The 24,450-nt window shown below is 67.6% G+C and carries 15 protein-coding genes; 4 read left to right on the forward strand and 11 right to left on the reverse strand.

Annotated features, from left to right (window positions below; all coding sequences use genetic code 11):
- The first annotated feature begins 147 nt into the window (after nt 1–147).
- Entirely contained in the window at nt 148–1,095 is a 948-nt protein-coding gene (locus AS031_RS09585) for a LysR family transcriptional regulator (RefSeq protein ID WP_058267908.1), read from the forward strand.
- A gap of 94 nt (nt 1,096–1,189) precedes the next feature.
- Here AS031_RS09585 and AS031_RS09590 read toward each other — a convergent pair whose 3' ends face one another.
- The gene (locus AS031_RS09590) at nt 1,190–2,668 is read right to left on the reverse strand and encodes a C-glycoside deglycosidase beta subunit domain-containing protein (RefSeq protein ID WP_058267909.1); all 1,479 of its coding nucleotides are present in this window, start codon (nt 2,666–2,668) and stop codon (nt 1,190–1,192) included.
- Nucleotides 2,669–2,695: 27 nt separating this feature from the next.
- Entirely contained in the window at nt 2,696–3,988 is a 1,293-nt protein-coding gene (locus AS031_RS09595; protein WP_058267910.1) for a C-glycoside deglycosidase beta subunit domain-containing protein, read from the reverse strand.
- Between the two features lie 227 nt (nt 3,989–4,215).
- On the opposite strand from AS031_RS09595, the gene AS031_RS19940 reads away from it, so the two are divergent.
- On the forward strand, nt 4,216–4,353 hold the full coding sequence (locus AS031_RS19940) for a hypothetical protein (protein WP_158505824.1): 138 nt from the start codon (nt 4,216–4,218) through the stop codon (nt 4,351–4,353).
- A gap of 44 nt (nt 4,354–4,397) precedes the next feature.
- Here AS031_RS19940 and AS031_RS09600 read toward each other — a convergent pair whose 3' ends face one another.
- Nucleotides 4,398–7,082 carry a LuxR C-terminal-related transcriptional regulator gene (locus AS031_RS09600; protein ID WP_058267911.1) on the reverse strand — a complete coding sequence of 895 codons (2,685 nt, stop codon included), beginning with the start codon at nt 7,080–7,082 and terminating at the stop codon, nt 4,398–4,400.
- A gap of 390 nt (nt 7,083–7,472) precedes the next feature.
- On the opposite strand from AS031_RS09600, the gene AS031_RS09605 reads away from it, so the two are divergent.
- Complete coding sequence (locus AS031_RS09605) at nt 7,473–8,552, forward strand: hypothetical protein (RefSeq protein ID WP_058267912.1); 1,080 nt, start codon at nt 7,473–7,475, stop codon at nt 8,550–8,552.
- On the opposite strand, the gene AS031_RS09610 is transcribed toward AS031_RS09605, so the two are convergent.
- From AS031_RS09610 to AS031_RS09620, 3 genes are read right to left on the reverse strand one after another with little or no spacing between them, the layout of a single operon-like run.
- Nucleotides 8,549–9,913 (reverse strand): glycosyltransferase family 2 protein, encoded by a 1,365-nt coding sequence (locus AS031_RS09610; RefSeq protein ID WP_058267913.1) that lies wholly within the window; start codon nt 9,911–9,913, stop codon nt 8,549–8,551. The genes AS031_RS09605 and AS031_RS09610 overlap by 4 nt on opposite strands.
- Complete coding sequence (locus tag AS031_RS09615; protein ID WP_058267914.1) at nt 9,910–11,802, reverse strand: polysaccharide deacetylase family protein; 1,893 nt, start codon at nt 11,800–11,802, stop codon at nt 9,910–9,912. The genes AS031_RS09610 and AS031_RS09615 overlap by 4 nt, the downstream gene beginning before the upstream one ends.
- Before the next feature lie 46 nt (nt 11,803–11,848).
- The gene (locus AS031_RS09620; protein WP_058267915.1) at nt 11,849–13,318 is read right to left on the reverse strand and encodes a polysaccharide deacetylase family protein; all 1,470 of its coding nucleotides are present in this window, start codon (nt 13,316–13,318) and stop codon (nt 11,849–11,851) included.
- 467 nt (nt 13,319–13,785) lie between these two features.
- Here AS031_RS09620 and AS031_RS09625 point away from each other — a divergent pair, with 467 nt between their 5' ends.
- Complete coding sequence (locus AS031_RS09625; protein ID WP_058267916.1) at nt 13,786–14,844, forward strand: chitinase; 1,059 nt, start codon at nt 13,786–13,788, stop codon at nt 14,842–14,844.
- Between the two features lie 48 nt (nt 14,845–14,892).
- On the opposite strand, the gene AS031_RS09630 is transcribed toward AS031_RS09625, so the two are convergent.
- The 5 genes from AS031_RS09630 to AS031_RS09650 all read right to left on the reverse strand — a co-directional run bounded on the left by AS031_RS09630 (nt 14,893) and on the right by AS031_RS09650 (nt 24,182).
- The gene (locus tag AS031_RS09630) at nt 14,893–15,516 is read right to left on the reverse strand and encodes a hypothetical protein (protein ID WP_228379606.1); all 624 of its coding nucleotides are present in this window, start codon (nt 15,514–15,516) and stop codon (nt 14,893–14,895) included.
- A 397-nt stretch (nt 15,517–15,913) separates the two neighbouring features.
- The gene (locus AS031_RS09635) at nt 15,914–16,918 is read right to left on the reverse strand and encodes a dTDP-glucose 4,6-dehydratase (protein WP_058267918.1); all 1,005 of its coding nucleotides are present in this window, start codon (nt 16,916–16,918) and stop codon (nt 15,914–15,916) included.
- 30 nt (nt 16,919–16,948) lie between these two features.
- On the reverse strand, nt 16,949–18,331 hold the full coding sequence (locus AS031_RS09640) for a nucleotide sugar dehydrogenase (RefSeq protein ID WP_082641984.1): 1,383 nt from the start codon (nt 18,329–18,331) through the stop codon (nt 16,949–16,951).
- Between the two features lie 470 nt (nt 18,332–18,801).
- Nucleotides 18,802–21,483 carry a helix-turn-helix transcriptional regulator gene (locus AS031_RS09645; RefSeq protein ID WP_058267919.1) on the reverse strand — a complete coding sequence of 894 codons (2,682 nt, stop codon included), beginning with the start codon at nt 21,481–21,483 and terminating at the stop codon, nt 18,802–18,804.
- On the reverse strand, nt 21,480–24,182 hold the full coding sequence (locus AS031_RS09650; RefSeq protein ID WP_058267920.1) for a LuxR family transcriptional regulator: 2,703 nt from the start codon (nt 24,180–24,182) through the stop codon (nt 21,480–21,482). Before AS031_RS09650 ends, AS031_RS09645 begins: the two co-directional genes overlap by 4 nt.
- Nucleotides 24,183–24,450 lie beyond the last annotated feature (268 nt).

Genomic DNA, 24,450 nt, shown 5'->3' on the forward strand with positions numbered 1-24,450 from the left:
ATAAGTGTTACCGATAGCAGACATAAGTTCAGGCCCGAGGCCGGGGCGGCCGTCTTCATCAGGATCTTTGATGTCCCATGCCCAAAGCATCCGTTGCGCGGATACAATGGGGCCACTGAACGTCCTCCGCCGAAGGGTCGCCACACAGTGACGAATCACGCCCTGCTTTCCCGCCTTGACCTCAACCTGCTGATCTCGCTGGATGCGCTCATCACCGAGCGCAGCGTGACCCGGGCCGCGGAGAGGCTGCACCTGAGCCAGCCGGCATTGAGCGCATCACTGGCGCGGCTGCGCTCCCACTTTGGTGATCCCATCCTGGCCCGCCGGGGCAACTCCTACGAGCTCACGCCTTTCGCCCTTCGGCTGGCGGACCACACCACTACCGCCCTTGAGGCCGCCCGCCGGGTTTTCGAAAGCCAGGCGACGTGGGAACCGGCGGAGTCGGAGCGCGAGTTTTCGATCTACGGTTCCGACTACGGTTTCACCACGATCGGCCGGGTGGCTTCCGAGCTGGCTGCCGAACGTGCTCCCGGCGTCAAGTTCAGGTTCATGCTCCACAACCCCGTAGTGGTGGAGGACGCGGCCAACCGGCTCAGGTCCGTGGACGGCATGGTGATTCCCCACGGGTTCCTTTCCGGGCTGCCCTACCTGGACCTGTGGAAAGACAACTGGCTGGCCATGGTGTCCTCGTCCAACGATGCCGTTGGCGGGCGGGTCACCATGGAGAACCTGGCGGACCTGCCCTGGGTGATGACCTATCAGTCCCGCTCGGCTTTCACGTCAGCCGAACGGCAGATCCAGCAACTGGGCATCGAGCCCAAGGTTGAGGTGGTGGTGGAGAGCTTCCTGTCACTCCCCCACTTTGTGGTCGGCACCCGGCGCATTGCCCTCATCCAGGCCGCACTGGCACCGTATGCGCAGCGCCTGGGCGGGGTTCGGATCCTGCCACTGCCCTTCGACGCCACGCCGCTGGTGAGCGCCCTGTGGTGGCACCCGGTGCACAACCGGGACTCGGAGCACGAGTGGATGCGCGGGCTCTTCGAGGAGGCCGCGGGAATCGTGGCGGCCTCCGTGGCGGCACAGAAAACCTCCTGAGGAGCAGTGATGCCCGGCCGGAACGTTCCGGCCGGGCATCGTTGCGTGCCTCCGTGGACCCCGCAGGATCCCCCGGGCGCGGGAGCAGGCCGGGTCAGGCTGACGTGAGCGCGCCCCGCATGCTGCGGCGGATGAGGTCGTGCTGGCGGCGCACCAGGAGGAGCGGATCCACTTCGCCAAGCTCGGCGAAGGCGTGCCCCTCCCATTCGCTGGACCAGTAGCCGCGGTAGCCGCCCTCGACAAAGACGCGGACCAGCTCCGGGTAGTCGATCGCGGGCTCGTTGCCGGCGTCGTCGATGTCGTAGAACTTGGCGTGGACGTGCATGATCTGCGGCATGATCTCCGCCCACTCCTTCGGATCAATGTGGCCATGCATGTTGAAGGCCAGGTGCGCGAAAGACCCCAGCCGGGCAGGGTCGAAGTCCCGCCCCTTGAGGTAGCCGATAAATTCCTCCTGCCGGGCGCGCATGGGAGCATCGGTGGCCCAAATGGCCTGCAGCTGCGCTACGGCGTCGTCATCCAGCCCTGCCCGCCGGACGGCCCGCAACAGCGTGGGCGACATGCTGTGCATGGTGGAGGAGAAGTCAGCCACGAATCCCAGCAGCGGTGAATCGAGCTCCGCATAGACGTCCCGCACCTTCATGATCTCGGGCGAGTTGGGGCCCAGCGGTGCGTGGATCTCATAGGCCAGCTTGAGCTCAAGCTGTTCAGCGAGCGGCAGCAGGCGGCGGAGCAGGTCCGGTTTGGCGCTCTGGATCCTGACCAGGGGGAAACCCAGCTTCTTTGCCCCGTGGAACAGGGTCTCGGTGAACCCGTATTCCTCGTCCGGCGTCATGTCCCGGTCGCGGCGTCGGCCCATGTCCAGGTTGGCGCCAAAGGAGCTCGCAGTGAAGCCGTGCCGGTCAAAGGCAGCATGCCAGTCCGCTGCGAATTCGTCGGTCACCACGGGATAGGTGGGCAGCACCTGGGACGCGACGATTTCGATTCCCGGTCCGATGCCCAGGCCCGCCACGCGGTTGAGCAGGCCGTCGAAGTCGTACCAGCCCGCACGGAATTCGGCGCTGGCCGAGTACAGGGTCAGGCCCAGTGCAAAGGGATCGTCATCCGCTGCAGGCGGGGGCGGGGTTTCGGCGGCGGAAAGGCCGGGGGCCGGAGCGGCGCGGTCCGTGACCGCCAGCTGCAGTTGCTGGTTGACGAAGTTGGGCACGTAGAGGCCGGGGTTGCCGTCCTGGCCGGGTGCGATCTGCATGTAGGGCAGGCGCAGTTCGCCCTCCAGGTGGATGTCGTGTTCCTCGCCCGGGGATGCTGGGCGGTCGCGGCGCACCACCAGGAGCGGGTGCTCCTGCAGGAACCAGAGGGTTTCACTCTGGGCCGGCAGGTCCGCGATGGAGTAGCGGATGCCGCCCAATTCCAGTGACAGGTCCGCTTCGGGGACCTGAAGACCGTAAATGGCCAGCTTCAGCGAAGTGACCGAGGACAGCCACAGGCTGCGGTACCAGGGCAGCGTGAGGGAGAGCGCCAGGCCCTCCGGGTGGGCGCGCAAACTTGAACTGTCGATGAGTCCGTTAGGCATGGGATGTCCTTGCTGGTCGGGGTGGGGTCAGACGAGTCCGGCGGCGATGCCGCGGATCAGTGAGTGCTGGCGGCGGACCTGTTCCAGGGCCCGCCAGGGAGTCCGTTCACCTTCATATTCGCTCGAAAGGTAGCCGGTGTATCCGGCTCCGGCCAGGGCCTTGAGGACGGGCTCCCAGGGAATCTGCCGGTCCGCGAGGTGTTCGTCGATGTCGTGGAACTTGGCCTGGACGAACACCACATACGGGGCGATGTCCGCAAGGTCCGCCGGGTCGACGCCGATGCCGTCCAGGAAGGCCGGACGGGTTTCACGCGTCTCACCTTCGCGCAGCGGAATGGGCCGGTCCTGGAAGATCCCGGTGTCGATGAGCAGGCCGAAGTTCGTGGTGCCGGTGCGCTCGATAAGGCCGATGTAGTCGTCCACTACCGGGTGCTTGATCGGCGTGGGTGAGTGGATTTCCGGGCAGATGGTGATGTCCAGGCTGTGGGCCAGGTCCAGCGAGCGCTCGACGGATCCGGCCCAGATGGGATCGGGCACCAAATCGCCGGACACCACACCGATTTTGGGCCGGACATAGCGGAAGCCCAGCCGGGCGGCCAGCTTCAGGTCGCGCTGGAGCGCGGCGGCGCCTTCTGCGACAGTCATTTCCCTGCCCGGATGGAGGCGGGTATCGATCCATGACCCGTAGTTGGTGGGCTCCAGCGAGTGCTTTTCGAGCAGGTTGAACCAGCTGTCCAGCCAGGCGGTGGACGGCTCCGGGTACCCGGGGACATGTCCCTCGCCGAGGATCTCGACGCCGGTGGCATTGACATCCGCAACCGCAGCCAGCGTGGTTTCGAGGTCCATCACCGTGCCGTAGTCCCCCATGAAGCTGTAGAGGGAAACGCCGTACTTGAACGGGCCATCCCCGCCCTCGGGTGCCAGGGTCACCTTCCGCGAGGTGCGGTGCACCGTGGGCTGGTGCTCGAGGGGAATGTAGGACATCCGAAGGCGCAGGTCGATGGAGACTTCGTGCACTCCCTGCGGCAGGCCTCCGTCGAGCGGCACGGTGATGACCGCAGCCTCCTCCAGCGGCCAGCGAACGCCGTCGCTGTTCCACAGCTCCTGCAGCGTGTAGGTGGTGCCGCCGAAGGTCCACAACGGGACGTCAGCAGCCACGTCCACCAGGCTTCCCACCCGGACGGCGATGCCATCGATCAGCGAGGCCGCCATGCCACGGTAGGAGGGCATGCGCACCCGGAACTGGAATCCGGTGACCTTTCCGCCCTCCCGGACGTTGCGGAATCCGGTGGATTGGATGAGGTCTCTTTCGAGAAGCATCGTTGCTCCCTCTCAGTTGGATCAGTGCCAGGCGGCGGAGGCGTGGGTCACCTTGAGGGTAGCATTATATGTAGTTTTCGTACATAAGTTTGTTTAGTTGTCACATAAAGGCGCGCTACGGACCGTCGGACATAGGTAGCATCACGTGCCGGGTGGAGTGTCCGCCCCGCGGGCAAGGGTGTCGGCCACGCTTTTTGCCCACCGTGATGCGGGGTAAGAATTGCCGCATGGATGCTCAGGAGATGGAGCGGGTGTGGCATGGGCGCCACCGCAAGGAGCAGGCAAAAATCTGGTCGCTGGCCTTTGTCTGGTGCGTCCTTGGCCTCGTGTCGGTTTCAGTGCTGATGACAGCCCTGCCACTGTGACAGGCTGCCTCGAGGCCCGGCCGGGCATACCGGCCGGGCCTCCCCTATGCGGGCAGGTCTGCGGCGTTGTTCCACACCTCGGACAGCTCCTGGCGGCTTGAGACGCCCAGCTTGCCGTAAGTCCTTTGCAGGTGCGCGTTGACCGTGTTCACCGAGATTCCCAGGCGGATGGCTGCTTCGGCACTGCTCAGTCCCGAAGCGATCAGCCCGGCGACTTCCCGCTCACGGTTGGACAGCTTCCCGAGGTCCGGGAACCCGGCAGGCCGTACCGCACCGGGCTGCCGGTCGCTGCCGTACAGCTGGTCATCCCCGTCCCCGGGAACGTCGGCGTAGCCGGGCAGGGAGTCCTCAGGACCCGGCAGGGGCAGCTCTTCACCGGTTTCACCCAGCAAGCCCGGCGTGACGCTCCACACGAGGTCCGTCACCGATACTTCCTGCGGGCGGAGCCCGCGCGCGCCCGTCCTGGCCGCGAGCCCGAGGTTCAGGTTTTCCAGGGCCCGGTGGCCGCGCCTTCCCGCCGTCTCCGCCATCAGCAGCAACCGGCGGTTGGCAGCGGCAGCTCCGCTGACCACCGAGCGGGCAGCGGACGAGTAGCTGTCTGCCAGCCGGGCGGCCAGGTAGCTGCCGGCGGTGCGGCGGGCATCATAAGCCGCCAGCGCCCGCCGCACCTGCCCGACGTCGCCCAGCAGCCAGGCGGCAGCCGCAAGTCCGCCGAGGGTTATGGGCAGGAGGCCTTCCGGATCGGCCTCGTCAAACCGCGTTTTGGCCTGCCTGAAGTGTTCGCACGCGAGGTCCAGGCTGCCCTGCCTGGCCAGCACGAAGGCACGGTAAAGGTGGGCCGGACCCTCGAAATAGCTCAGCCTCCCCACCCCGCGCCGCGGGGGGCCGCAACACACCATCTCCTTACCGCCCCATTGGCCGCGCCAGATGAGGTTGGAGCCGTGGATGACCAGGACCACCGCGTGAAAATCCACTGTGCACCGCGGCAGGCGTTCCAGGGATTCCAGGGCTGCCGTTGAAAGCTCCACGGCCTCGGCGAACCGGCCGCCGACGGCCAGCCCCTGGGAAACCAGCGCCATGAGCAGCACGCCGGCCTCCGTGGCCGGCAGTGCCTCCGCAGCCGCCGGGTGCCTTGGCCCGTCGCCGGCAGCCGCATTCCCTGCCGCAGCGGGATCCGCGGCGTGTTGCCGGGCGAGCCGCTGGTACAGGGCGTCACCGGGGCGCGGCCAGCTGCCCGCCTGGGCGTCGAGGTAGATCTGCAGGACGGCAAGTTCGTCCCTTGCCTCCTGCACGCCGGCCGAGCCGTTTCCGACGGCGGACTCCACCCGCCGTCGGGCTTCGTCAAGGATGGCCTGAAGAACGTTGGGGGACGGGGCGGTGGGGTGCAGTGCCCGCACCAGGAGGCGTACGGCGCGGACGAAGTCCACGTCGCCGGGCCCGTCCGGTACAGCCAGCAGCCGGCGCAGCAACTGGATGCTGCCGTAGCTGTCCCCGAGCAGGTACAGGGCCCGCGCCTGTTCCACGCCCGCGGGCAGCCGGAGCTCCGGGTCCGTGACGGCGGCGGCAGCGCGGCGCGCGCGTTTGCTGTCGTGCAGGTCATTGGCTGCGACGGCGACGGCCAACAGGTCTGCCTGCGGCGTCGGAAGCCCGGTGTCCTGCTCCAGCGCAACGCGGCGGAAGAGGTTCCACAGCGAACCACCCGTCCCGGCTGCCATCTGCCCGTGCAGGGCCAGCCGCAGCCCCTGCCGGCGCTCCTGCGGGAGCTGCTGGAGGGCGGCCGCGGACTCCAGGACGTGGGACAGGGTGGCCGTTGCCCCGCCGGCCGCGTTCCCGGGAGCCTGGATCCGCACCGTCCCCGCCGCAGCAAGTTCAGCCAGCGCCGCCTTCCCCGCCAGGGCCTCGGCGACGCCCACCGCCACCGGTTCGCCCACCGCCAGGACGTCGATCAGCCGCCGCTGGTGGCGGGGGTACCTGGCCAGCCGGTGGGCCATCAGCTCCTGCACGGGGGACGCGTCGTGCCCTGCGCCGCGCGAAAGGGTCCATTCGCCGTTGAGACAGGTGAGGTTCCCGTCGTCGGCCGCGCTGTCGAGGAGCAGCCTGGCCGCCAGCATGTTTCCCCCTGAAGCCGCGTGGACCTCCCGGACGAGGTTCTCCGACGGGCTTCCCTGCAGGCAGGATGCCAGGAAGTCGCGCATCCGGCCCTGGCCAAGCCCCGCCAGGTTCACCAGCGACAGCTGCCGGGCCACCACCGATTCCATGAGTTCCATCCGCAGCGGACGGTCCGACCGGTGCGTGGCCAGCAGTTTGATGTCCGGCTCTGAGACGATCCGGTTGAGCAGCCAGAGGGACAAGTCGTCCAGCACATCGATGTTGTCCAAGGCCAGCAGCACCGGCATTCCGGGCGGACCGGCGCTGCGGAGCGCCCTGCGCGAAGCCTGCAGCAGGAACCTGGGCGAGGGATTGGGCGTGGCGGGCAGGTCAGGGACCAACGCCATGGCAATGCCGAAGGGGACGTCGGCAAAGGACGGTGCAGCGGTACGGGCCACGACGGCGAAACTGCCCTCCAGTACAGAGGCTGCAGCGTCCAGCAGCGTGGTCATGCCGGAACCGCCGGCTCCGGAGATCAGCACGCCCGCAGGTTCAGCCCCCGAGAGGGCGACAACAATGTCATGCAGCTCAGCTGCCCGGATGATTCCCTGAGCGGGATGGTTCCCTGCCGCGTTATCCATGGTCCTGTCTTAGGTGGGGGCCTCCGGGCGCATTTCCTGGTGGCCGCGGGTGGGACCGTTGACGAGATGCACACACCGTATCCGCCCCGATCAGGCAGGGATTGAGTGTGTACTACTTGGTTTTTCGGATACCGGACCGGGTGTCGGGAATTCGGGTGCCGGCGGCCCGGTGTGTAAGGTGGGGTGGCGTGGGCAGGTTCCGGCGCCTGCGGCTGGGGAGTTGACGTGCCGCCGATTGATGTAGCTGCCCCACCGCGATCTTCTCATCCGGGCAGCAGTCCCCTGGGCAAGTGAAACAACGCGCAGCGTTGCCGCTGGGCGTTGCTGTCGCGCGCCCGCGAAAGGTCGCCATGGTCTCGCCGTCCATGCACCCAACAGATATGACACGTAATGAAACACCTCTTCACGGCGCTGGCAGCAGTACTGCTCCTGGCCGTCGGCGGACTGTTCGCGGTTTCGGCCACCCAGTCCGCGTCAACCTCGTCCGCGGCTTCGGTGAAGCCCGTAACGGAACAGGGCGCAGCCAAGGCACCCGGACAGGACAAGGCGAAACCGAAAGGCACGCCGGCCCCGTCCCCCAGCACCACGCCTCCCCCTGCCGCTCCAGTGGCCGCAGCGCCCGCCCCGGCCACCCAGGCACCGGCCCCCGCCGCGCCAACACCGGCCCCGGCGATCGTTCCCGCGGCTGCCACCGGGACCGGCAACAGTGCCTACCCGCTGCACAGCAACATCATCAGCACGACGTTCTGGGTGGGGGAAATCTTCAACGCCAGCCTCTCTGACGGCTCCCAGGTGTGCTCCACCTACAACAGCCAGTGGGCCTACCAGCACACGGGCGTCAACCTCGGAACCGTGGACGCCGGCGCTGCCGGCTGCCCCGGAAGCTACTACGGCGGCTGCGACGGAATCAGTTCGGGCACCGGCGCCGGCTTCACCTGCGCCACCGAACGCCGCGTGGCGGACAACGGCTACTTCCCGCTGAACCAGCCGACACCGCTGGAGAACCCGTTCTACCTGGACCTGCCCTACGACGACCTGAATGATCCCGTTGCCTTCCAGGAGCGCTGCCGGGTCATCCCGTGGGCCGCTGCGGACAACGCCGCCGCCGGGGTGGACAACTGCGCCAACCCCAACCACAGCTACATGAAGAACCATTGGGTCCAGATCACCGGGCCGAACGGCAACACCTGCTACGGCCAGATCGAGGACGCCGGCCCCTCCAGCGGGTCTGAGTACCACGACTCCGCGTACGTCTTCGGCAGCGGTGATGCCCGGCCGGTCAACCAGAGCTTCTCCGCCGACGCCTCACAGGGCGCCGGGATGGACGTCTCGCCAGCCCTCAACGGCTGCCTGGGCTTCGCCGAACTGGACGGCAGCAGCGACCGCGTTTCGTGGCGCTTCATTGACCGTGCCGACGTCCCGGCCGGTCCCTGGCTGACCGTGGAGACCACCTCCGGAGTCGGCAACTAGCCGCTGCCGGCCGGAACCTGGGCCAGGTCCTTGCCCTGCACCCTGCGGGCGGGACTGACCCAGGTGCCGGTCGACGTCGACGAAAACGCCTTGGGCAGGACCTGGAGGCACAGCACGGCGTCGAGTATCCGCATCAGCGGGAACAGCGGGGCCATGAGCAGCATCCCCGGTTTCCGCAATGACACCGCGGCAAGGACCGTCAACAGGAAATCCGGGAGCAACACGCCGAACAGGACGTCCTGCGGCCGCAGCAGCCCGGACAGGAACACCATGACTTCCCAGGTATTGCCGAACGCCGCCACCTGGAGTGCCGCGAAGCTGGACACCAGGAAAACCGGCAGCAGGAGCACAAAGAAGACGCAGCTCATCAGCAGCTCGAAAATATAGGTGGCCAGCACCAGCCAGAAACGGCCGGTCTGCTTCCGGTGGCGGCGCACGGTCTGCCAGAACCCCAGGATCCAGCGGCGCACCTGCTTCATGTAGTCCTGCAGCCGGTCCGGATCCTGCGTATACGCCACCGCCGCTGACGGGTGGAACGCGATCCGGCCAAGTTTCCTGGCGTGGATCTCGAAAGTCATGTTGAAGTCCTCAATCACCAGGCCGGGCGCGACGACGTCGATCTCCTCGAGCGCGGTGGTCCGGTACATGCTGGCGAACCCGGGCACGATGGACACCACGTTGGCTCCGCGTGCGGCCTGCCCGTACTTCAGCAGGAGCTGCACCACGATATACAGGCGCTCCCGGTAGGCCACCAGGAACCGTCCCATGGCAGAGGGCGACGGCGGATCCATGATGGACTTCGCCCGTCCGGCCACCGCCACCACCGTGGGGTCCGAAAACAGCGGCAGCCCGGTGGTGAGGTAATCCTCCGTAGGACGGGTGTCCGCGTCCAGCAGCATCACCACCTTGTACCGCCGGCACAGGTTGAAGTGCGCGATTCCCGCTGCCAGGGCCCCGGCCTTGCCTCGGTTGGGATCGAGCTCCAGGACCTTGACGCCGGCGGCGCGTGCCAGCTGGGCGGTGTTGTCCGTGGACATGTCCGAGACCACGTGGATGTTGCGGCGCGGCACCAGCCGCGCCGCCGCCCGGATGGTCTCGTTGATAACCAGGGCCTCATTGTGGGCAGCCACCAGGACTGCCACCTGTGACGGCAGGATGCGGGTGCCGGCCCGCCGGTGGCGGCCGCGCGGCGGGCGCGGTGCCACTGCGGGCAGCCCGGCCCGGGCGGACCGCCAGGCCCGGTACCGTCTCCGCCATTCCTCAAGCAGCCAGGCGTTCTCCCCGGTCAGGCGCACCAGCCCAACAAGGGTCCAGAAGATGGTGCTGACCCCGAGCACCAGGATGATGGAAACAGCTATCACAGCGCCGGAGCCCCCACGGTGTCGTACATGGCGTAGTCATCGGTGATGAGCGTGCCGTTGCTGAAGAGGTTGAGCCCGAAGCTGATGGCGGTGGCGCCGGCGGGCAGCGCCGGGGTGGTGAAGCTCGCCTGGGTGTAGGTGCCGGCCGCGGCAAGCCAGGGACTTGAGGTCCAGTACACCCATGCACCCGCGGAGTTCCGGTAATAGACCGCGAACTGGGTGGTGGCGGTGGAGGTGTACCAGGCACGGAGGGAGTAGGTCTTTCCGGCGACGGCGGGCGGAGCGCAGCTTCCGGTGTCCAGGGACGGGAGCAGCTTGCTGTCGCCGCTGGAGTAGTTGGTCATCACCAGGCGCACGGCCTTGGTGCCGGAGTGGGCCCCGCTGCTCAGCGTGGTGTAGGTGGGCGTGTTGGTTCCGTAGCCCGCGGCCTGCCAGCATTGCGGCAGCGTCCCGGTCCCGGCGGTCTCCAGGCCGGCGTTCTGGACCAGGTTGGTGCCGGCCGCCGGAGGCGGAGGCGGAGGGGTCGCGGCGGCGTCGAACATCTCCGCATCATCGGTGACCAGTGTCCCGTTGCTGAAGATGTTCAGGCCGAAGCTGATGCCGCTGGCCCCCTGGGGCAGGGCCGGGGTGGTCCAACTGGCCTTCTGGAAGGTGGAGGCGGCAGCGAACCACGGACTTGAGGTCCAGTACGTCCAGGATCCGATGCCGGTGCGGTAGTAGAGGGCGAACTGCGTGGCCGCCGTGGATTTGTACCACATGCCCAGGTTGTAGGTGTGGCCGGGCGTCCCGGCGGGCGAACATCCGCCCAGGTCCAGGGAGGGCAGCCATTTGGCGTCCCCGTTCGAGTAATTGCGCATGACGATCTGGGCGCCACGTCCGGTGCGGCCCTGCGTGACAGTGCTGAACGTGGGGGTGTTGGTGCCGTACCCGCCCTGCTGCCAGCACTGCGGGACACCGTTGGTCAACGTTTCAAACCCCGGGTTCTTGACCAGGTTTCCGGTGCCCGGCGGGGGTACCGCCGGACCGGAAACCAGGGGCTTGACCGTCCCCCCGATGACCTGGTCCACGGTCTTGACGGTGGTGGTGGACGGTCGGGTCTTCAACCAGTTGGCGAACTGGTTGAAAAGGGTCGGCGAGATGGTGATGGGATCCGACGGGTTGTTGGCGATGTGGTGGAAGGTCAGCTGGACCCATCCGCCCGCTCCGTTCTCCGCCTGCGTAACGCTCCGCTGAAGGTCGGCCAGGGTCCAGGTGTTCTCCACCTGGTCCGGCGCCTTCGTGAAGTAGGGGTCCGCGGGCGGCATGGATTCGCCCACGGCGCAGGTGCCGCAGCTGAACCGTGTCCGGATGTCACCCAGGCCGCGGGCACTGTTGTATCCGCAGTTCTTCACGATGGTCTCGGTGGCGGCGTTGGCTGCCGCGAACGGGTGCGCGAAGCTGGTGACCCTGAAGCCCCAGTTGGCCAGGTTGACACGGTCATTGCAGACCTGCCGGGTGGCTTCGTCGCTGGGCAGCGTGGTGAGGTCGGGGTGGGTGACGGTGTGGCCGCCGATCTCGTGCCCTGCGGCAGCGAGCGCCTGGACTTGGGCAAGGGTGAAGTAGTTGGGCGTGTTCACCACGCCGGAGGTAACGAAGAATGTGGCTTTCAGGCCAAGCGAGTTCAGGGTCTGGGCCGCGGCCACCTGGTCCGCGTGGCCGTCGTCGAACGTCAGGCTGACCACGGTGGGCGCCGCGGCTTGGGCGGCCGGAGGGCCCACGGCCACACCGGCCACCGCCAACGCCACAGCAGCAGCCGCTGTGACCAGCGGTTTGGCCCATCGGAGCAGTCCCCGCCGGGGGACGTGGCGCGACGGCAGTTCTTCCACAGGCGGGCGGCCGGCAGTTTCCATGGCATACCACTCGATTCTTTATTGCGGGCCCCGGGGGCGGGGCGGCTCACTGGGCTGGAGGCGGCGCCCCCACGGTGTCGTACATTTCGTAGTCGTCTGTGGCCAGCTGGCCGTCGCTGAACAGGTTGAGCCCGAAGCTGATGGCCTCGGCGCCTTCGGGAACCGGCGGCGTCTCCCAGACCGCCTGGCCGTAGGTGGTCCGCGCCGGGAAATACGGGCTCGCGGTCCAGAACTGCCAGTCGCCCACGGAGTTGCGGTAGTAGACCGCGAACTGTGTCCGCGCCGTTGACTGGTACCAGGCACGCAGCGAATAGGTGCGGCCGGCGGACACACTCGGTGCGCAGGCTCCGAGATCCAGGACGGGGAGCATCTTCACATCCCCCGACTTGTAGCCGGAAACATCGAGCCGCCGGGTGACGCCGCCGTTGAAGCCGGGGGTCAGTGTTGCCAGTTCGGAGGAGTTTTCGCCGTAGCCGGACACCTGCCAGCATTCGGGCAGGCCGTACTTCCCGGGAGTTTCCAGCCCGGGGTTCCGGAGGGCGTTGACGCCGGGGCCGGCCGGCGTGGGGGCCGGTCCCGGGACGACCGGTTTGGCCACCTGCCCGATCACCTCGTGGACGGTCCGCACCCCCATGGTTCCCTCGACGGTGCGGGCGTCCAGCCACGCCGCGAACTGCTCGAAAAGGGCGGGTGTGACCGATCGCGGGGCGCCGGAGTCGTCCACATCGTAGAACGAGAGCTGAAGCCAGCCGCCTGCGGCCTGGGCCTGTTCAACGGTCTGCTGCAGTCCCTCCAGGGTCCAGCCAGCACCGGCCTCCGCAGTGGCGCGGGTGTTGAATGGATCCTGCGGGCGGACGGTCTCGGTGGCGTCGCAGTCAGGGCAGGAGTACGGGGTGCGGATCTTGTCCATCCCCCTGGCGCTGTTGTAGCCGCAACCCGAGACAATGTCCGCCGCGGGGGCCGACGACGACCCGAACGGATAGGCGAAGGAGGTGACCTTGAAACCCCATTCCGTCAGTTTTGCGCGGTCGTTGCACACCTGCCGTTGCGCTTCGGCGGGCTCGACGGCGGTCAGGTCGGCCAGCGTGACCGTGTATCCGCCTATTTCGTGGTGCTGCCCGGCGAGGCTGTTCAGGTCTTCCTGGTTCATGAAGTCCGGGGCGCCGACGAATCCTGAATTGACGAAGAATGTCCCCCGCAGGTGGTGGTCCGCGAGGATCCGGGCGGCCGTCCGCTGGCTGGACCGGCCGCCGTCGAACGTGAGGGAGACGGACAGCAGCGGCGGAGCGGAGGTACTGGGCGCCTCCGACGACGGCGGACCGCCCCGAACGTCCGTGGGCGTTCCGCGCCCGGTGGCCATGAATGACCCTCCGGTCAGCACGGCGAGGACCGCAATCCAGGAGACGGCGAGCAGTCCCACGCGCCTGCGGGACGCCTTGGCCTGCATCAGGCCGGGTGCCCCCGCAGCATGGCCGGCGGGTCCGGTTCCGGACTCCGCGGGATCCGGGCCCGTCACCGGGCCGCTCCTGCCGTGGACCGGCGGGCGCCGGTGCCCGCCGGGGGACGCAGGGCATGCCGCCTCCAGACGGCAGTGTCCTTCATAGAGGAAGTTTTCATGGTGAGACCCGTTTCTCCACCGAGCGATGTCAGCCGTTCACAACCTCAGCCTAGGGAGGCCCCTTCCCGGCGGACACGAGTAGGCGGTACCCGTATTTGGCGGGGGCATTACCCAGCCCCGCGCGGCTGCTACTCGGCGGCCGTCCGTGCCCCGGAGGCAGCGGGAACCTGTGTGGAAGATGCCCGGCCACGCAAGGGCCGAACGGCCGCAGCTGTGGTCAAATGGTGCTTCAGGGGATTGGACAATTATCCGAGCATGACGGGGGAAGTGTGGCTGCCAAACCGGTCTCAGGCCAGGTCCTCCGGGCTGCCTCAACGGCAACGCGCTCCCGGCAGGGTACGCCTGGCGGGCCATCGAACACAGCATTGCGTCACAGACGGCTGGCGTGGGTCGCTGCAGCAGCAGCCCTGGCGCTGGTGGCAGGGGTTTTCGTGTGGCGTTCCATGACGGAGGCAGGCATGGCGCAGGAGCCGTGGTTTTCAGGTTATGCCGATGTGACGGTTGATCCGCCCTATGATTTTGGCGGCACGGCGCTGCCACAGCCGCGGAACGTCACCTTGGCGTTCGTCGTGGCCGACGCCTCGGACCCGTGCAGGCCAACCTGGGGCAGTGCCTACAGCCTTGACGCGGCAAAGGATGCCCTGAACCTTGAACAGCGGATTTCGGCGCTGAAGTCCAAGGGCGGGGCCATCGCGGTGTCCTTTGGCGGCTCCGTGAACACCGAGCTTGCCGTGGCCTGCCAGAACCCGGAAAGCCTCCTGTCTGCCTACCGGTCGGTGGTGGACCGCTATGCCCCGTCCACCATCGACTTCGACATCGAAGGCGATGCCTTGCTCAATGCGCCGGCCGGGGAGCGGCGGGCCGCGGCCGTTGCCGCCCTCCAGAAGGAGAAGGAAGCATGGGGCGGGCGCCTCGATGTGTGGCTCACGCTCCCGGCCTCGCCCCGCGGCCTGACGGACGACGGCGTCGCATCCGTTGACCAGATGCTGGCGGCGGGTGTCCGCCTCGCCGGCGTCAACATCATGACCATGAACTACGGCTCCAGCCGGCCTGCGTCGCAAAGCATGCTCGACGCGGCGGTGGCCGCGGCCGGGGCGGCACATGACCAGATCAGCATCAGCTACCAGCGCATCGGCACCAACCTGGGCAGCGCCGAAATCTGGGCCAGGATGGGCTTGACCCCCATGATCGGCGCCAATGACCTGCCGGGTGAAGTCTTCAGCCTCGACGATGCCCGTGGCTTGAATGCGTTTGCCGTGGAGAAAGGCATCCAGCGGGTCTCCATGTGGTCGCTGAACCGGGACGTGCAGTGCAGCGCGGCCTCCCCCGGTGGCCAGGCAAGCCACGTCTGCAGCGGTGTGGAGCAGGACGCCGGGCAGTTCGCCGGACTGCTGGCGGCGGGGTTCGGCGGCCGGCTGCGCTGACGCTCCCGGCCCCCGGCTTGGCGGTCCGCGCCCGCGCCTGCGCCCCGGTCAGCGGACCTGGCTGGTGGTGACGATGTCCAGCCAAGGACCCGCCGGGACCTGGTCCCTGGAGACGAACTGCCAGTCAACCCGGTCCGACTCGCCATTGACGTCCTCAAAGCCCAGGCACCCGTTGAGCGCCGGAGATACATCCATCCCTGCCCCGTTGAACTCCTTGTTGGCCGGCCGGGCGTCATCCGAGCCGAAGACATAGTCCTTGTCGTGGTACTGGCCGGGGCCGGCATCCTGGATTTGGCCGTAGCATTCCTGGTCGCCTTTGCGGATGCGGACCCACTGGTTTTTCATGTAGCTGAAGGATTTATCCTGTTCACGGCCGGCATAGGCGGGATCGTTGGCCCACGGAATGACATCGGCCCGCTCCGCAAATGCTTTGCTGTCATTGACGTCGTCATAGGGCAGGTCAAGATAAAAGGGGTTTTCCTTGGGAGTCATTCCGGTGGGCATATAACGGTTCGCTTCGGTCCTTTTTTCCGTTTCGCATTTTCCTGATTTCAGCACCCCGTCGCAGCCGCCATAGTTCCGCATCCAGCCGGAATCGTAGGTGGACATGACCTGGCTGCCGTCATCGGCACTGGGGTCGAACAGTTCCCCCACCCAGAAGGTGGTGGCCACAATGTCGGTATGCCAGGGATACCCGCCTTCCGTGCCCCTATTGTCCGGCGGCCCGGGGTTTGGCGTACAGCCGGAAGCCGCAAGTGCCAGGGCGCACAGGATTCCGGCGGCGGTCCACCGCTTTCGGGTTGCTGACCCGCGGCCCGGCACGCGCAGCAATTCCGGTGCTCGCCGTGTATTCAGCGCTGCCGCCTTTTTCATTCGGGACTCCTTTAGCAGTATCCCTTTATTTTCCGCGACCGCAGGCGGATGACGGGAGGTATTTCCAAGGATTGACAGTGAATTCACAGCAACCCCAAAAGGCAGGCAGCGACCGGACCGGGGATGTATTCCCCGGCCCGGCCGCGTATTCACCATATGCCTGGAATTCTTCCTGAAATAAGCAGGGTTGCAGGGATCAGGAGGCGAGGATGACCTTCCAGCGCGACGCGTCAGTGCTGTTCGCCGTCCGGTTGTCGGCAGCGACGTTCGTGATGATCTGGTCCACGGTGGTCTTCGGGTCGAAGCCCACCAGGTCAAAGGCCTTGCTGTTGTCCGGCACCCGCCGGCGCATGTCCTCATACCCTTCGGAGTAGGCCTGTTCGTAGGGGACCAGAGTGATGGGACTGTCGCTGCCCACCAGTTCCACGATCCGCTGCGCCAGGGCCAGGATCGAGATCTCATGGTTGCCGCCGAGGTTGTAGGCGTTGCCATAGGCGCGCTCATCTTCGGAGATCCTCGTAATGGCTGGCACGATGTCCCCCACGTAGGAGAAGCACCGGGTCTGGTGCCCGTCCCCGTACACGGTGAGCGGTTCGCCGGCCAGGGCCTGGCGCACCAGCCGCGGCACCACCATGCCGTAGCGTCCCGTCTGGCGCGGCCCCACGGTGTTGAACAGCCGGACGATCGCCACCCGAAGCCCGAACTGCCGCCAGTAGGCGTGGGCGAAGGCCTCATCGATGCCCTTTGCTGCCGCGTAGGTCCAGCGGGACTTGAGCGCGGAGCCAAGGATGCGGTCCGACTCTTCAGAGAGGCTGTCCGAGGTGTTCTTGCCGTAGATCTCGCTGGTGGAGGCCAGAAGGAGGCTTGCGCCGGCTTCGAGGACGGAATCGAGGACCACCTCTGTTCCGTGGATGTTGGTGCGGAGGCTCTCCAGCGGGTGGTCGACGATAAGGTTGACGCCCACGGCCGCGGCCAGGTGGAACACCCGGTCCGCCCCGGCAACGGCTTTGTCCACGGCAGCACGGTCCAGGATGCTGCCCTCGATGAAGCGGAACCTGCGGTGCCCGATGACGCCTTTGAGGTTTTCGAGCCGGCCGGTGGACAGATCGTCCAGGACAATTACCTCGTCCCCCGCCGCCAGGAGGTGTTCCACGAGGTGGCTCCCGATGAATCCGGCACCGCCGGTAATTGCTGTTCTCATGCTTCCTGCTTCCGGGTGAAAGGGGGTTGGTCAGAGCCTGATGGTGTTGTCTGCCTTGGGCAGCCGGTACGTGGTGTCCAGGACGGCGGGCGCGCCGGCCAGCCAGTCGAGGTCCATGTCGGTGTGCCTGGTGTGCAGGATGACGAGGTCCGCCTCCCACAGCTGCGGCGCAGGATTGGAAATCAGCGTTCCCCCGCGGCCGTCCGGCGCGGTGAGGCACCAGGGGTCCGAGTACGCCACTTCCGCACCGTCGGCGATCAGTTCGGCAATGATTTCCAGGGCGGGCGATTCGCGCAGGTCCTCGACATCCGGCTTGTAGGCCACACCCAGGACCATCACCTTGGCGCCGGCGAGGCCGTGGTTGCGGTCGGACAGGATCCGGCGGGCCTTCTCCACCACCTGGTGTGGCCTGCCGGCGATGCCGATCATCGCCTGCTCGATCACGGGGGCCGTAATGCGCGCCTTGCGGAGCTGCCACAGCAGGTAGTGCGGGTCGCAGGGGATGCAGTGTCCGCCCACCCCGGGTCCGGGGGTGAAGGGCATGAAGCCGTAGGGCTTGGTGGCCGCGGCGTCGATCACGTCCATCACTTCCATGTCCAGTTCGTGGCAGATCTGGGCGAATTCGTTGGCCAGGGCAATGTTCACGGCCCGGAAGGTGTTCTCCACGAGCTTGGTCATTTCCGCCGCGTCAGCGGAAGGAACCACATGGACGCGCTTGGTGCTGGCGCTGAGCAGCCGTTCGGCCGCCTCGCCGCAGGCGGCGGTGATCCCGCCGACCACCCGCGGAACGTCCTCGTGGGAGAAGGAGTCGACGCCGGGGTTGATGCGCTCCGGCGAAAAGGCCACGAACACGTCCCGCCCGGGGATGAGTCCCTTGGCTGCCAGGGGCATCGCCAACAGGTCCCGGGTGGTGCCCACGTAGGTGGTGGACGTCAGCATCAGCAGCTGACCCGGCACGGCGTATTCCACCACCGAGGCGCAGGCCGCGCGCAGGATCCCGAGGTCCGGGACGAGGTATTCGTCAACCGGGGTCGGGACGCAGACCACGACGGCGGCCGCGTGGGCCAGCAGGGACAGGTCGCTGGTGAGCATGAACGACGGGTCGAGCAGGGCCGTCTTGAGGCGTTCCTTGTCCGAGTCCAGCAGGTCTGCCTGCTGTTCCCGGATGACCGTCAGCCGCCGTTCGGACACGTCGAGCCCAAGGACCCGGCGCCCCGAGGCGTTGATGGCCAGGGCGGTGGGCAGGCCCACGTATCCCAGCCCGACAATTGCGACGTCGAACGTGAACACCTGGTCCTGCGCCGGTGCCCTGTTCGCGGTGCCTTCGGCCCATTCCACTGCCGGAGCCGGCAGGGAATGGGAATCGACGGCGACCTTTTTCTTGAGGGTTTTGACTCTCGTGTTCGGTGCCATGGTCAGTCGACCTCCCGGTGCATGTTGTCTCCAGAGTGAATAAAAACCGGCTGCGGACCGGCGTGCGCCCGGCCCCCGGGCACATCTGCCTTCGCTGCCGGCCCGTTTTGGGGGGTCGCCGCCACCGGCGGCAGACCTGTCGCATCGGAGCTGCCTTCCCGGGCGGCCGTCATGAGGCCGTCCTGTGGAAAGGAGATCTTCCTGCGTTTCATGTCGAGGCCCACTTCCCCTCGTGCTGGCGGTTGCCAACAAGACGAGGGTATTAATCAAGTCCTTGGGCGGGCGCGAGTGGGGTGTACCCGTCTTTGCCCCTTTTTCGTGGCTGTGGCGGCGAGACTACGTGGCGAGCGGCGTTGCACCACTCGATTGGGTACTCGGTGGCCCACGTTCCGCCCCGTTGCCGCTGAACACGCGGAAAACACGGCCAACCAGCGCCGCCCGGGCAGCGCTGGTTAACGAACAAGGACGCGCTAGGCGGTGTTTTCGGGGCCGTGGCGGCCGTTGATGAGCTTTTCGCGGTCGCTGATTCCAAGTTTTGCGAACATCCTGTACAGGTGGCCTTCAACCGTCCTCAGCGAGAGGCCGAGACTGAGTGCGATGTCCCGGTTGCTGGAGCCGGTCTGCACCAGTGCGACGATTTCCTGTTCGCGCCGGGTCAGTTTCGACAGGTCCGGCATGCCCTGGGTTGTGGCCGCCGGGGCCTTTCCCAGGGCTGCGGTGCGACGTTTGAGCAGCCGCTGCGCTTCGAGCTGGCGGGCCTTGTCCCCCCGGGTTTCCAGGATCCGCAGGGCATGGCCTGCGTAATCCGCTGCCGCCAGCTCCAGTCCCTCCCTGGCCGCCGATTCGCTGAGCGCCATGAGGGCGGCCGCATCCTTGGCTTCGAGTGCCTGCGTATAGGAGAACGCAAACTCGGCGGTGCGCCCTTCGCTGGTCTCCGCCAGGGAATTCAGGCGGCGCACCACTGAAAGGTCTCCGGCGCGGAGCACCAGCACCAGGATGTCTATTTCCGGGCCCACCGCACCGTTGGCGGCAGCCATGTCTGCCAGGGACATGAGCCTGGCCAGGGTTGGCCGCAGGCCCACCTGCTGCAGCCTTGCCATGGCGGCGTAGGCACGTCCCAGCAGGGATGCTTCCAGCCCTTCCCGCAGCAGCGCCTCGTAATCCTGGGAACAGGATGCGGCTACTTCCCGGAATTTCAGGAGTGACGCCGCGTACGCGGCGGCGGCGACGGCGTCGGGAAGATCGCTCTGCAGGTCGGAGACCCGGAGCATGCTCACGGACTGGCGCAGGCACGGGAGCGCTGCCGCCAGGTTCCCGCGGCGCAGGTCCACGCTGCCGGCGCTGAAGTGCAGCATGCCGCCGTCGTAGATCAGTGAATTGGGGGCCTGCGACACATGGTTGCGCAGGTACTCTTCGAGGACCGTGAATTCACCGGCGTGCATCAGGGCGAGGATGTACCGGCGCTGGAAGAACCCGTTGTGCTGGAGGCCCCAGTGGCCCGCTGTGTCGAGGATGTCGCGGACGTCCGCCAACACCTGCAGCGCGGACAGCGGTTGTCCGGTCACGGCCATGGCCTCTGCCAGGAGGGTTCCGGCCAGCAGCCGGGTTTCGCCGTCCTCCGTGCGCTGCAGGATCTGCCGCAGTTCCCGCTCCGTTTCGACGTGGCGCCCTTCGGCCTGCATGCCCTCGAGTACCAGGAGCCTGCTGCCCAGGCGGCCCAGCTCCAGTTCGGCCGGGTCGATACCGCGCGGAGACTCCGCCAGCCTGGCCAGCGCGGCTTCCCACTCGTAGGCCGCCTGTTTCACCGCCCCTGCACCGGCACCCTGCCGCCGGGCCAGCTGCGCAGCGAGCATGGACACCTGCCGCAAGGTGGAGGGATCGTTGGTCCGTTCGACGATGCCGCCGATCTCCCAGGCGGTCCCGCGGATGTCGCCGCGGTACCACTTGGCCCGTGCCACCTCCACCCGGGCGGCGAGCTTGAGGGCGGGGTCCCGGATGGCCCCCGCCACCCGTTCCACGTAGCTGGGGATGAACAGCCGGTTGGCCAGTTGCGCCGCTTCCAGGATGTCCCGGTCCGGGATCCTTGCCCCGGCTTCGAGTCCCCAGGAGACGTAGCGCAGCAGGCCGTCCATGGTCTGCGGCCTGCTGTCCAGGAGTTCCAGGATGTGCTGGCGGATCCTGAGGCTGCGGGCCGCGGGCACGATCTGCCGCAGGACCTCCCCGACCAGCGGCTGGGCCAGCCGGACGTGCTGCCCGTCGTCGGCATCAATGGCGATAAGCCGCATTTCCTGCAGTTCGTCCACGGCGTAGTGGTCCGTGGCCTGCCGGAGCACGTCCAGCGGTACCGGCTCCGCCACGGCAATAGTGTCCAGGGCTTCCCGTTGCGCGGTGTCCAGGTGGACGATCTGGTTGCGGACCAGGTCCACGAGCCTGAGGCTGTTGCCCCGCAGCTCCGAGGTGAGCATCCAGGCACCGTTCCGGCAGACCAGCTGCCCATCGGACCTGGCGTGTTCGATGAGTTCAAGCAGGAACATCGGGTTGCCGCCGGAGGCCTTGCGGAGTACGGCGGCGGCGGTGGGAACCGCGGGTGAGCCCAGCACCTGCGTGCACAGCTGGTCAACGTCCTCTCCGCTGAGCGGCTGCAGGTCGAAGCGGTCCAGGAGACCTTCTGACCACATGGAAAAGATCTCCGCCGGCGGCGCGGGGTGCGGGCGGCAGACGAAGACCACTTTGGCGGTTTCTGCGGCGGTCAGCTGGGCCAGGACCGCCACGCTTCCCTCGTCCAGGTGCTGGGCGTCTTCCACCACCAGGACGGGGGCCACCGATTCGGGGCCCCGGGAAGGACTCAAGGCGGCCGTGACCGCTTTGAGCACCGAGAGCGGTTCATTGATCTGTTGCGGTGTGAGCGTAGTGAGCAGGGGCGCCAGGGCCGCAAAAGGAACTCCGGACAGCGTGGCTCCGGCAAACACCCGGAAGGGCCGCACCCGATGCCCCAGCTCGTGGATCACGGCGTTGACGAGCGCGGTCTTGCCCAGCCCCGCGTCGCCGAGCAGGAGGACGCCGGGACCGTTGCGGTCCAGCAGGCAGTCTGCGACGGCGGCCAGGACGCCCGAGCGGCCCACGAGCGTTTCGCTTGCCAGTACTCCGGTCACGGCCGGCCTCCTTCAACGAGTCCCAGCGCGAACGGCAGCTCCGACCGCTCCATGATCTGCAGCTTGCCGTAGATCTGGTACAGGTGCCCTTCCACGGTCCGTACCGAAATGTGCAGCTTCGCGGCGATCGCCTTGTTGGTATGGCCCTTGGCCGCCAGGCTGGCGATCTCCAGTTCCCGCGCGGTGATCCGGTCTTCCTGCTGCGCGGATTCCTGCGGGGCCCGCATGCGGTGGCGGCACGTCTCCGCAATGCGGCGGGCCTGCAGGAGCAGTGCACGGTCTTCCGGTGGCTGGGCGCGGTGGACTACGGCTTCGGCGGCATCGAAGGCGAAGCGGTCGTGGTTGAGGTCCTGGGCAAGTTGGGCGGCGGCCACCAGCCGTGCGGGGTCGTCAGCGAGCACGGCCTCGGCGTAGGCGGTGCACAGGGCGGCGAACCTGCCGTCGCATTTCAGGGCCGCTTCCCGGAGCCGGGGTGCCACGTCGTTCCGGCCAAGCCTGACCGCGGCGGCCAGTGCGAGGATCTCCAGGCCGTGGTTGCCGGCGTCGTGGTCCGCGTCGGCGAGCCGGAGCAGGCCGTCGGCCACCGTCACGTGGCCTGGGGTGCCGCCGCCGGCCAGGACGGTGAAGCAGTCCGTGAGCCATTCGACGGGCCTCCCGGGACGGGCCGGAGCGGAACGGGCGTCCGCCAGGAACTTCTCCGCCTGCCACTGCTCTCCCAGCTGGGCCGACGCGTAGGCTGCGGCCGCGCAGGCGGCCGGGAGCAGGCCTTCGTCGTCGCGCACCCGGAGTTGCCCTATCAGCGGAACAAGGGATTCCATGCCCTCATGGGCCCTTCCCTGCAGGCAGCGGACCAGGGCGAGGGCAAGGTCGAAGGACGCCGGGAAGGGTTGGCCGGCGGGCGGCGGGGAGTCCCAGTGCGGCTGCTCCATGGAGGCGGCCTCATCCCAGCACCCTGCCAGCAGCAGGGACATCCGCAGCCGGCCTGCGGCGGTCCAGGCTGCCACGGCGGATATCCTCGGGCTCCTGCTGTCGGCCAGCAGCTGTCCGGCCATGTCAGCGGCCTCGGCTTGCCGTCCCGTGAGCGCCCAGGCCTCGCACAGCCAGCTTCCGGCCAGCAGGCGGAATTCGGGGCCGTGGGTTTCAAAGTCCTGCAAAGCTTCTTCGAGCTGTGATGCGGCCTCGGCGTACCGGCCCAGGTAGCCCGCACTCCGGGCCTCGGCGAAGACCAGCTGTTCCCGGAGCCAGGCCAGGCCACCCGGGTCCCTGTCCGCAGCGTTGCCTCCCGGCGGGTCCCGGTCGAGCATTTTCCGCGCATGCCGGAGTCCTTCGGCGGCCTGGTCCAGGGTGTCCCGGCCGGCCTGGAGGACCGCGACTTCAGCGAGCGCCAGCCGCGCTGCCTGCAGGTGCGAGGCATGGTCCTCGGCTTTCCCTGTTGCTGCGTCATCACCGCCCGCGTGGAACTGTTCCAGCACCGCGCGGGCCTCTGCAGGGGCACCGAGGGCCGCGAGCGCCGTCGTTTCTTCCGCCACGGCAGCAGCGTTGTACTGGTGGCCGGGCACCGACCGGACCAGCCGGAGCGCCAGGGAGTGGTCCGCCCGGGCATTGGCGATCGCCGCCGCCCGGAGGGCTTCGTCAGGGTCCAGCGGCGAACCGCAGTCCAGGGCCCACGCAGCCAGGGCCACGGTCAGCGCGGGGTGCATGAGGGCGGGATCCACCGCGTCGCGGAACTGCCGCCGCAGGTCGCTGCTGCGCCCGGTGGGGATGTTGGCGCGGATCACGTCGCAGAGCAGCTGGTTCTGCACCCCCACCATCCGGGGCAGGGAGTCGTCCACCACCAGGATTCCGCGTTTTTCCAGGGCGTCGACGTCATCGGGTGCCGCGATGGCCAGCAGTGCCTCCAGGGGAACGGCCCTGGCCAGGGCCGTGATTTCCAGTGCCGTGCGCTCGCCACGGCCCATCTTGCCGAGCCTGGTCACGATCAGGTCCGTGATGGCGGGCCCATGCGGCTTTCCGGTATCCGTCAGGACCCAGACGCCGTCCCGCACGGTGAGGGCGCCCGAGTCCACGAGTTCCCCCGCGAGCATCTTCAGGTAGTGCGGATTCCCGCCGCTCGCCGTCCAGAACTCGTGGGCCGCCGAGGCCGAGATCCGGCCGCCCAGGCCGGCTTCCAGCCAGCTGACGGCGTCCGCCAGCTGCAGCGGTTCCAGGTCGATCCGGGCCAGGTAGCCGTCCGTGAAGAGGCGGGAGATTTCGCTGCACAACCGCTGCGGGTCGGTGCAGGTAAGGATCAGGCCGGCGGTGCCGTTGCGGGCGAGCTGGGAAATCACCACGCCGGCGAATTCATCCACGTCCGCCGCGTTCTCGATGACCAGGTACACGGGTTTGCCCTCGGCCCGCGTAGCCAGCAGGTCGGTCACCGCGGACAGCACCAGGGCAGGATGGGCCAGGAGCCGGGAATCAAGGTCCCGCAGCAGCACGTTCAACGCACCGTACCGGCTGCCGGCGAGGCCTGCACTGGCGCGGAGCACCACAATGAAGGAGCTGTCGCGGATCTCCTTGAGCAGGAGGCCGGTGAGGTAGCTTTTGCCGCTCCCGGACGCTCCGGTGATGAGCACTCCGGAGCGGGAGGTTTCAAGGGCGCGGACGAGGTCTTCGGCGGTGGTCCTGCCGCTAATCTGCGGCCAGGTCCTTGCGCTCACCCCGCTGCCCCCTCTGCTGGTAGACGTCCAGAGGCCCGGTCCCCCGGGGCCCGTGGTTCGGGCACCGGCAACCGGGCTTTCGGGGGCCCCTAATGCGCCATGCGCCACTACGAGCAGGTCCCCGCTGTTCGAGTAGTGACAGCCCCAATTAATCAGTTGGGACCTTGACAGGCACCAGTAGCGGGTACTCGACTTCGGTACTCCCCTGACTACTTTGCTACTCGCGGGTACTCGACAACGGAGAACGGTTGATGGGTGGCAGCAAGCG

This window comes from Pseudarthrobacter enclensis, from assembly GCF_001457025.1.
In the GTDB taxonomy this organism is placed as follows: Bacteria; Actinomycetota; Actinomycetes; order Actinomycetales; family Micrococcaceae; genus Arthrobacter; species Arthrobacter enclensis.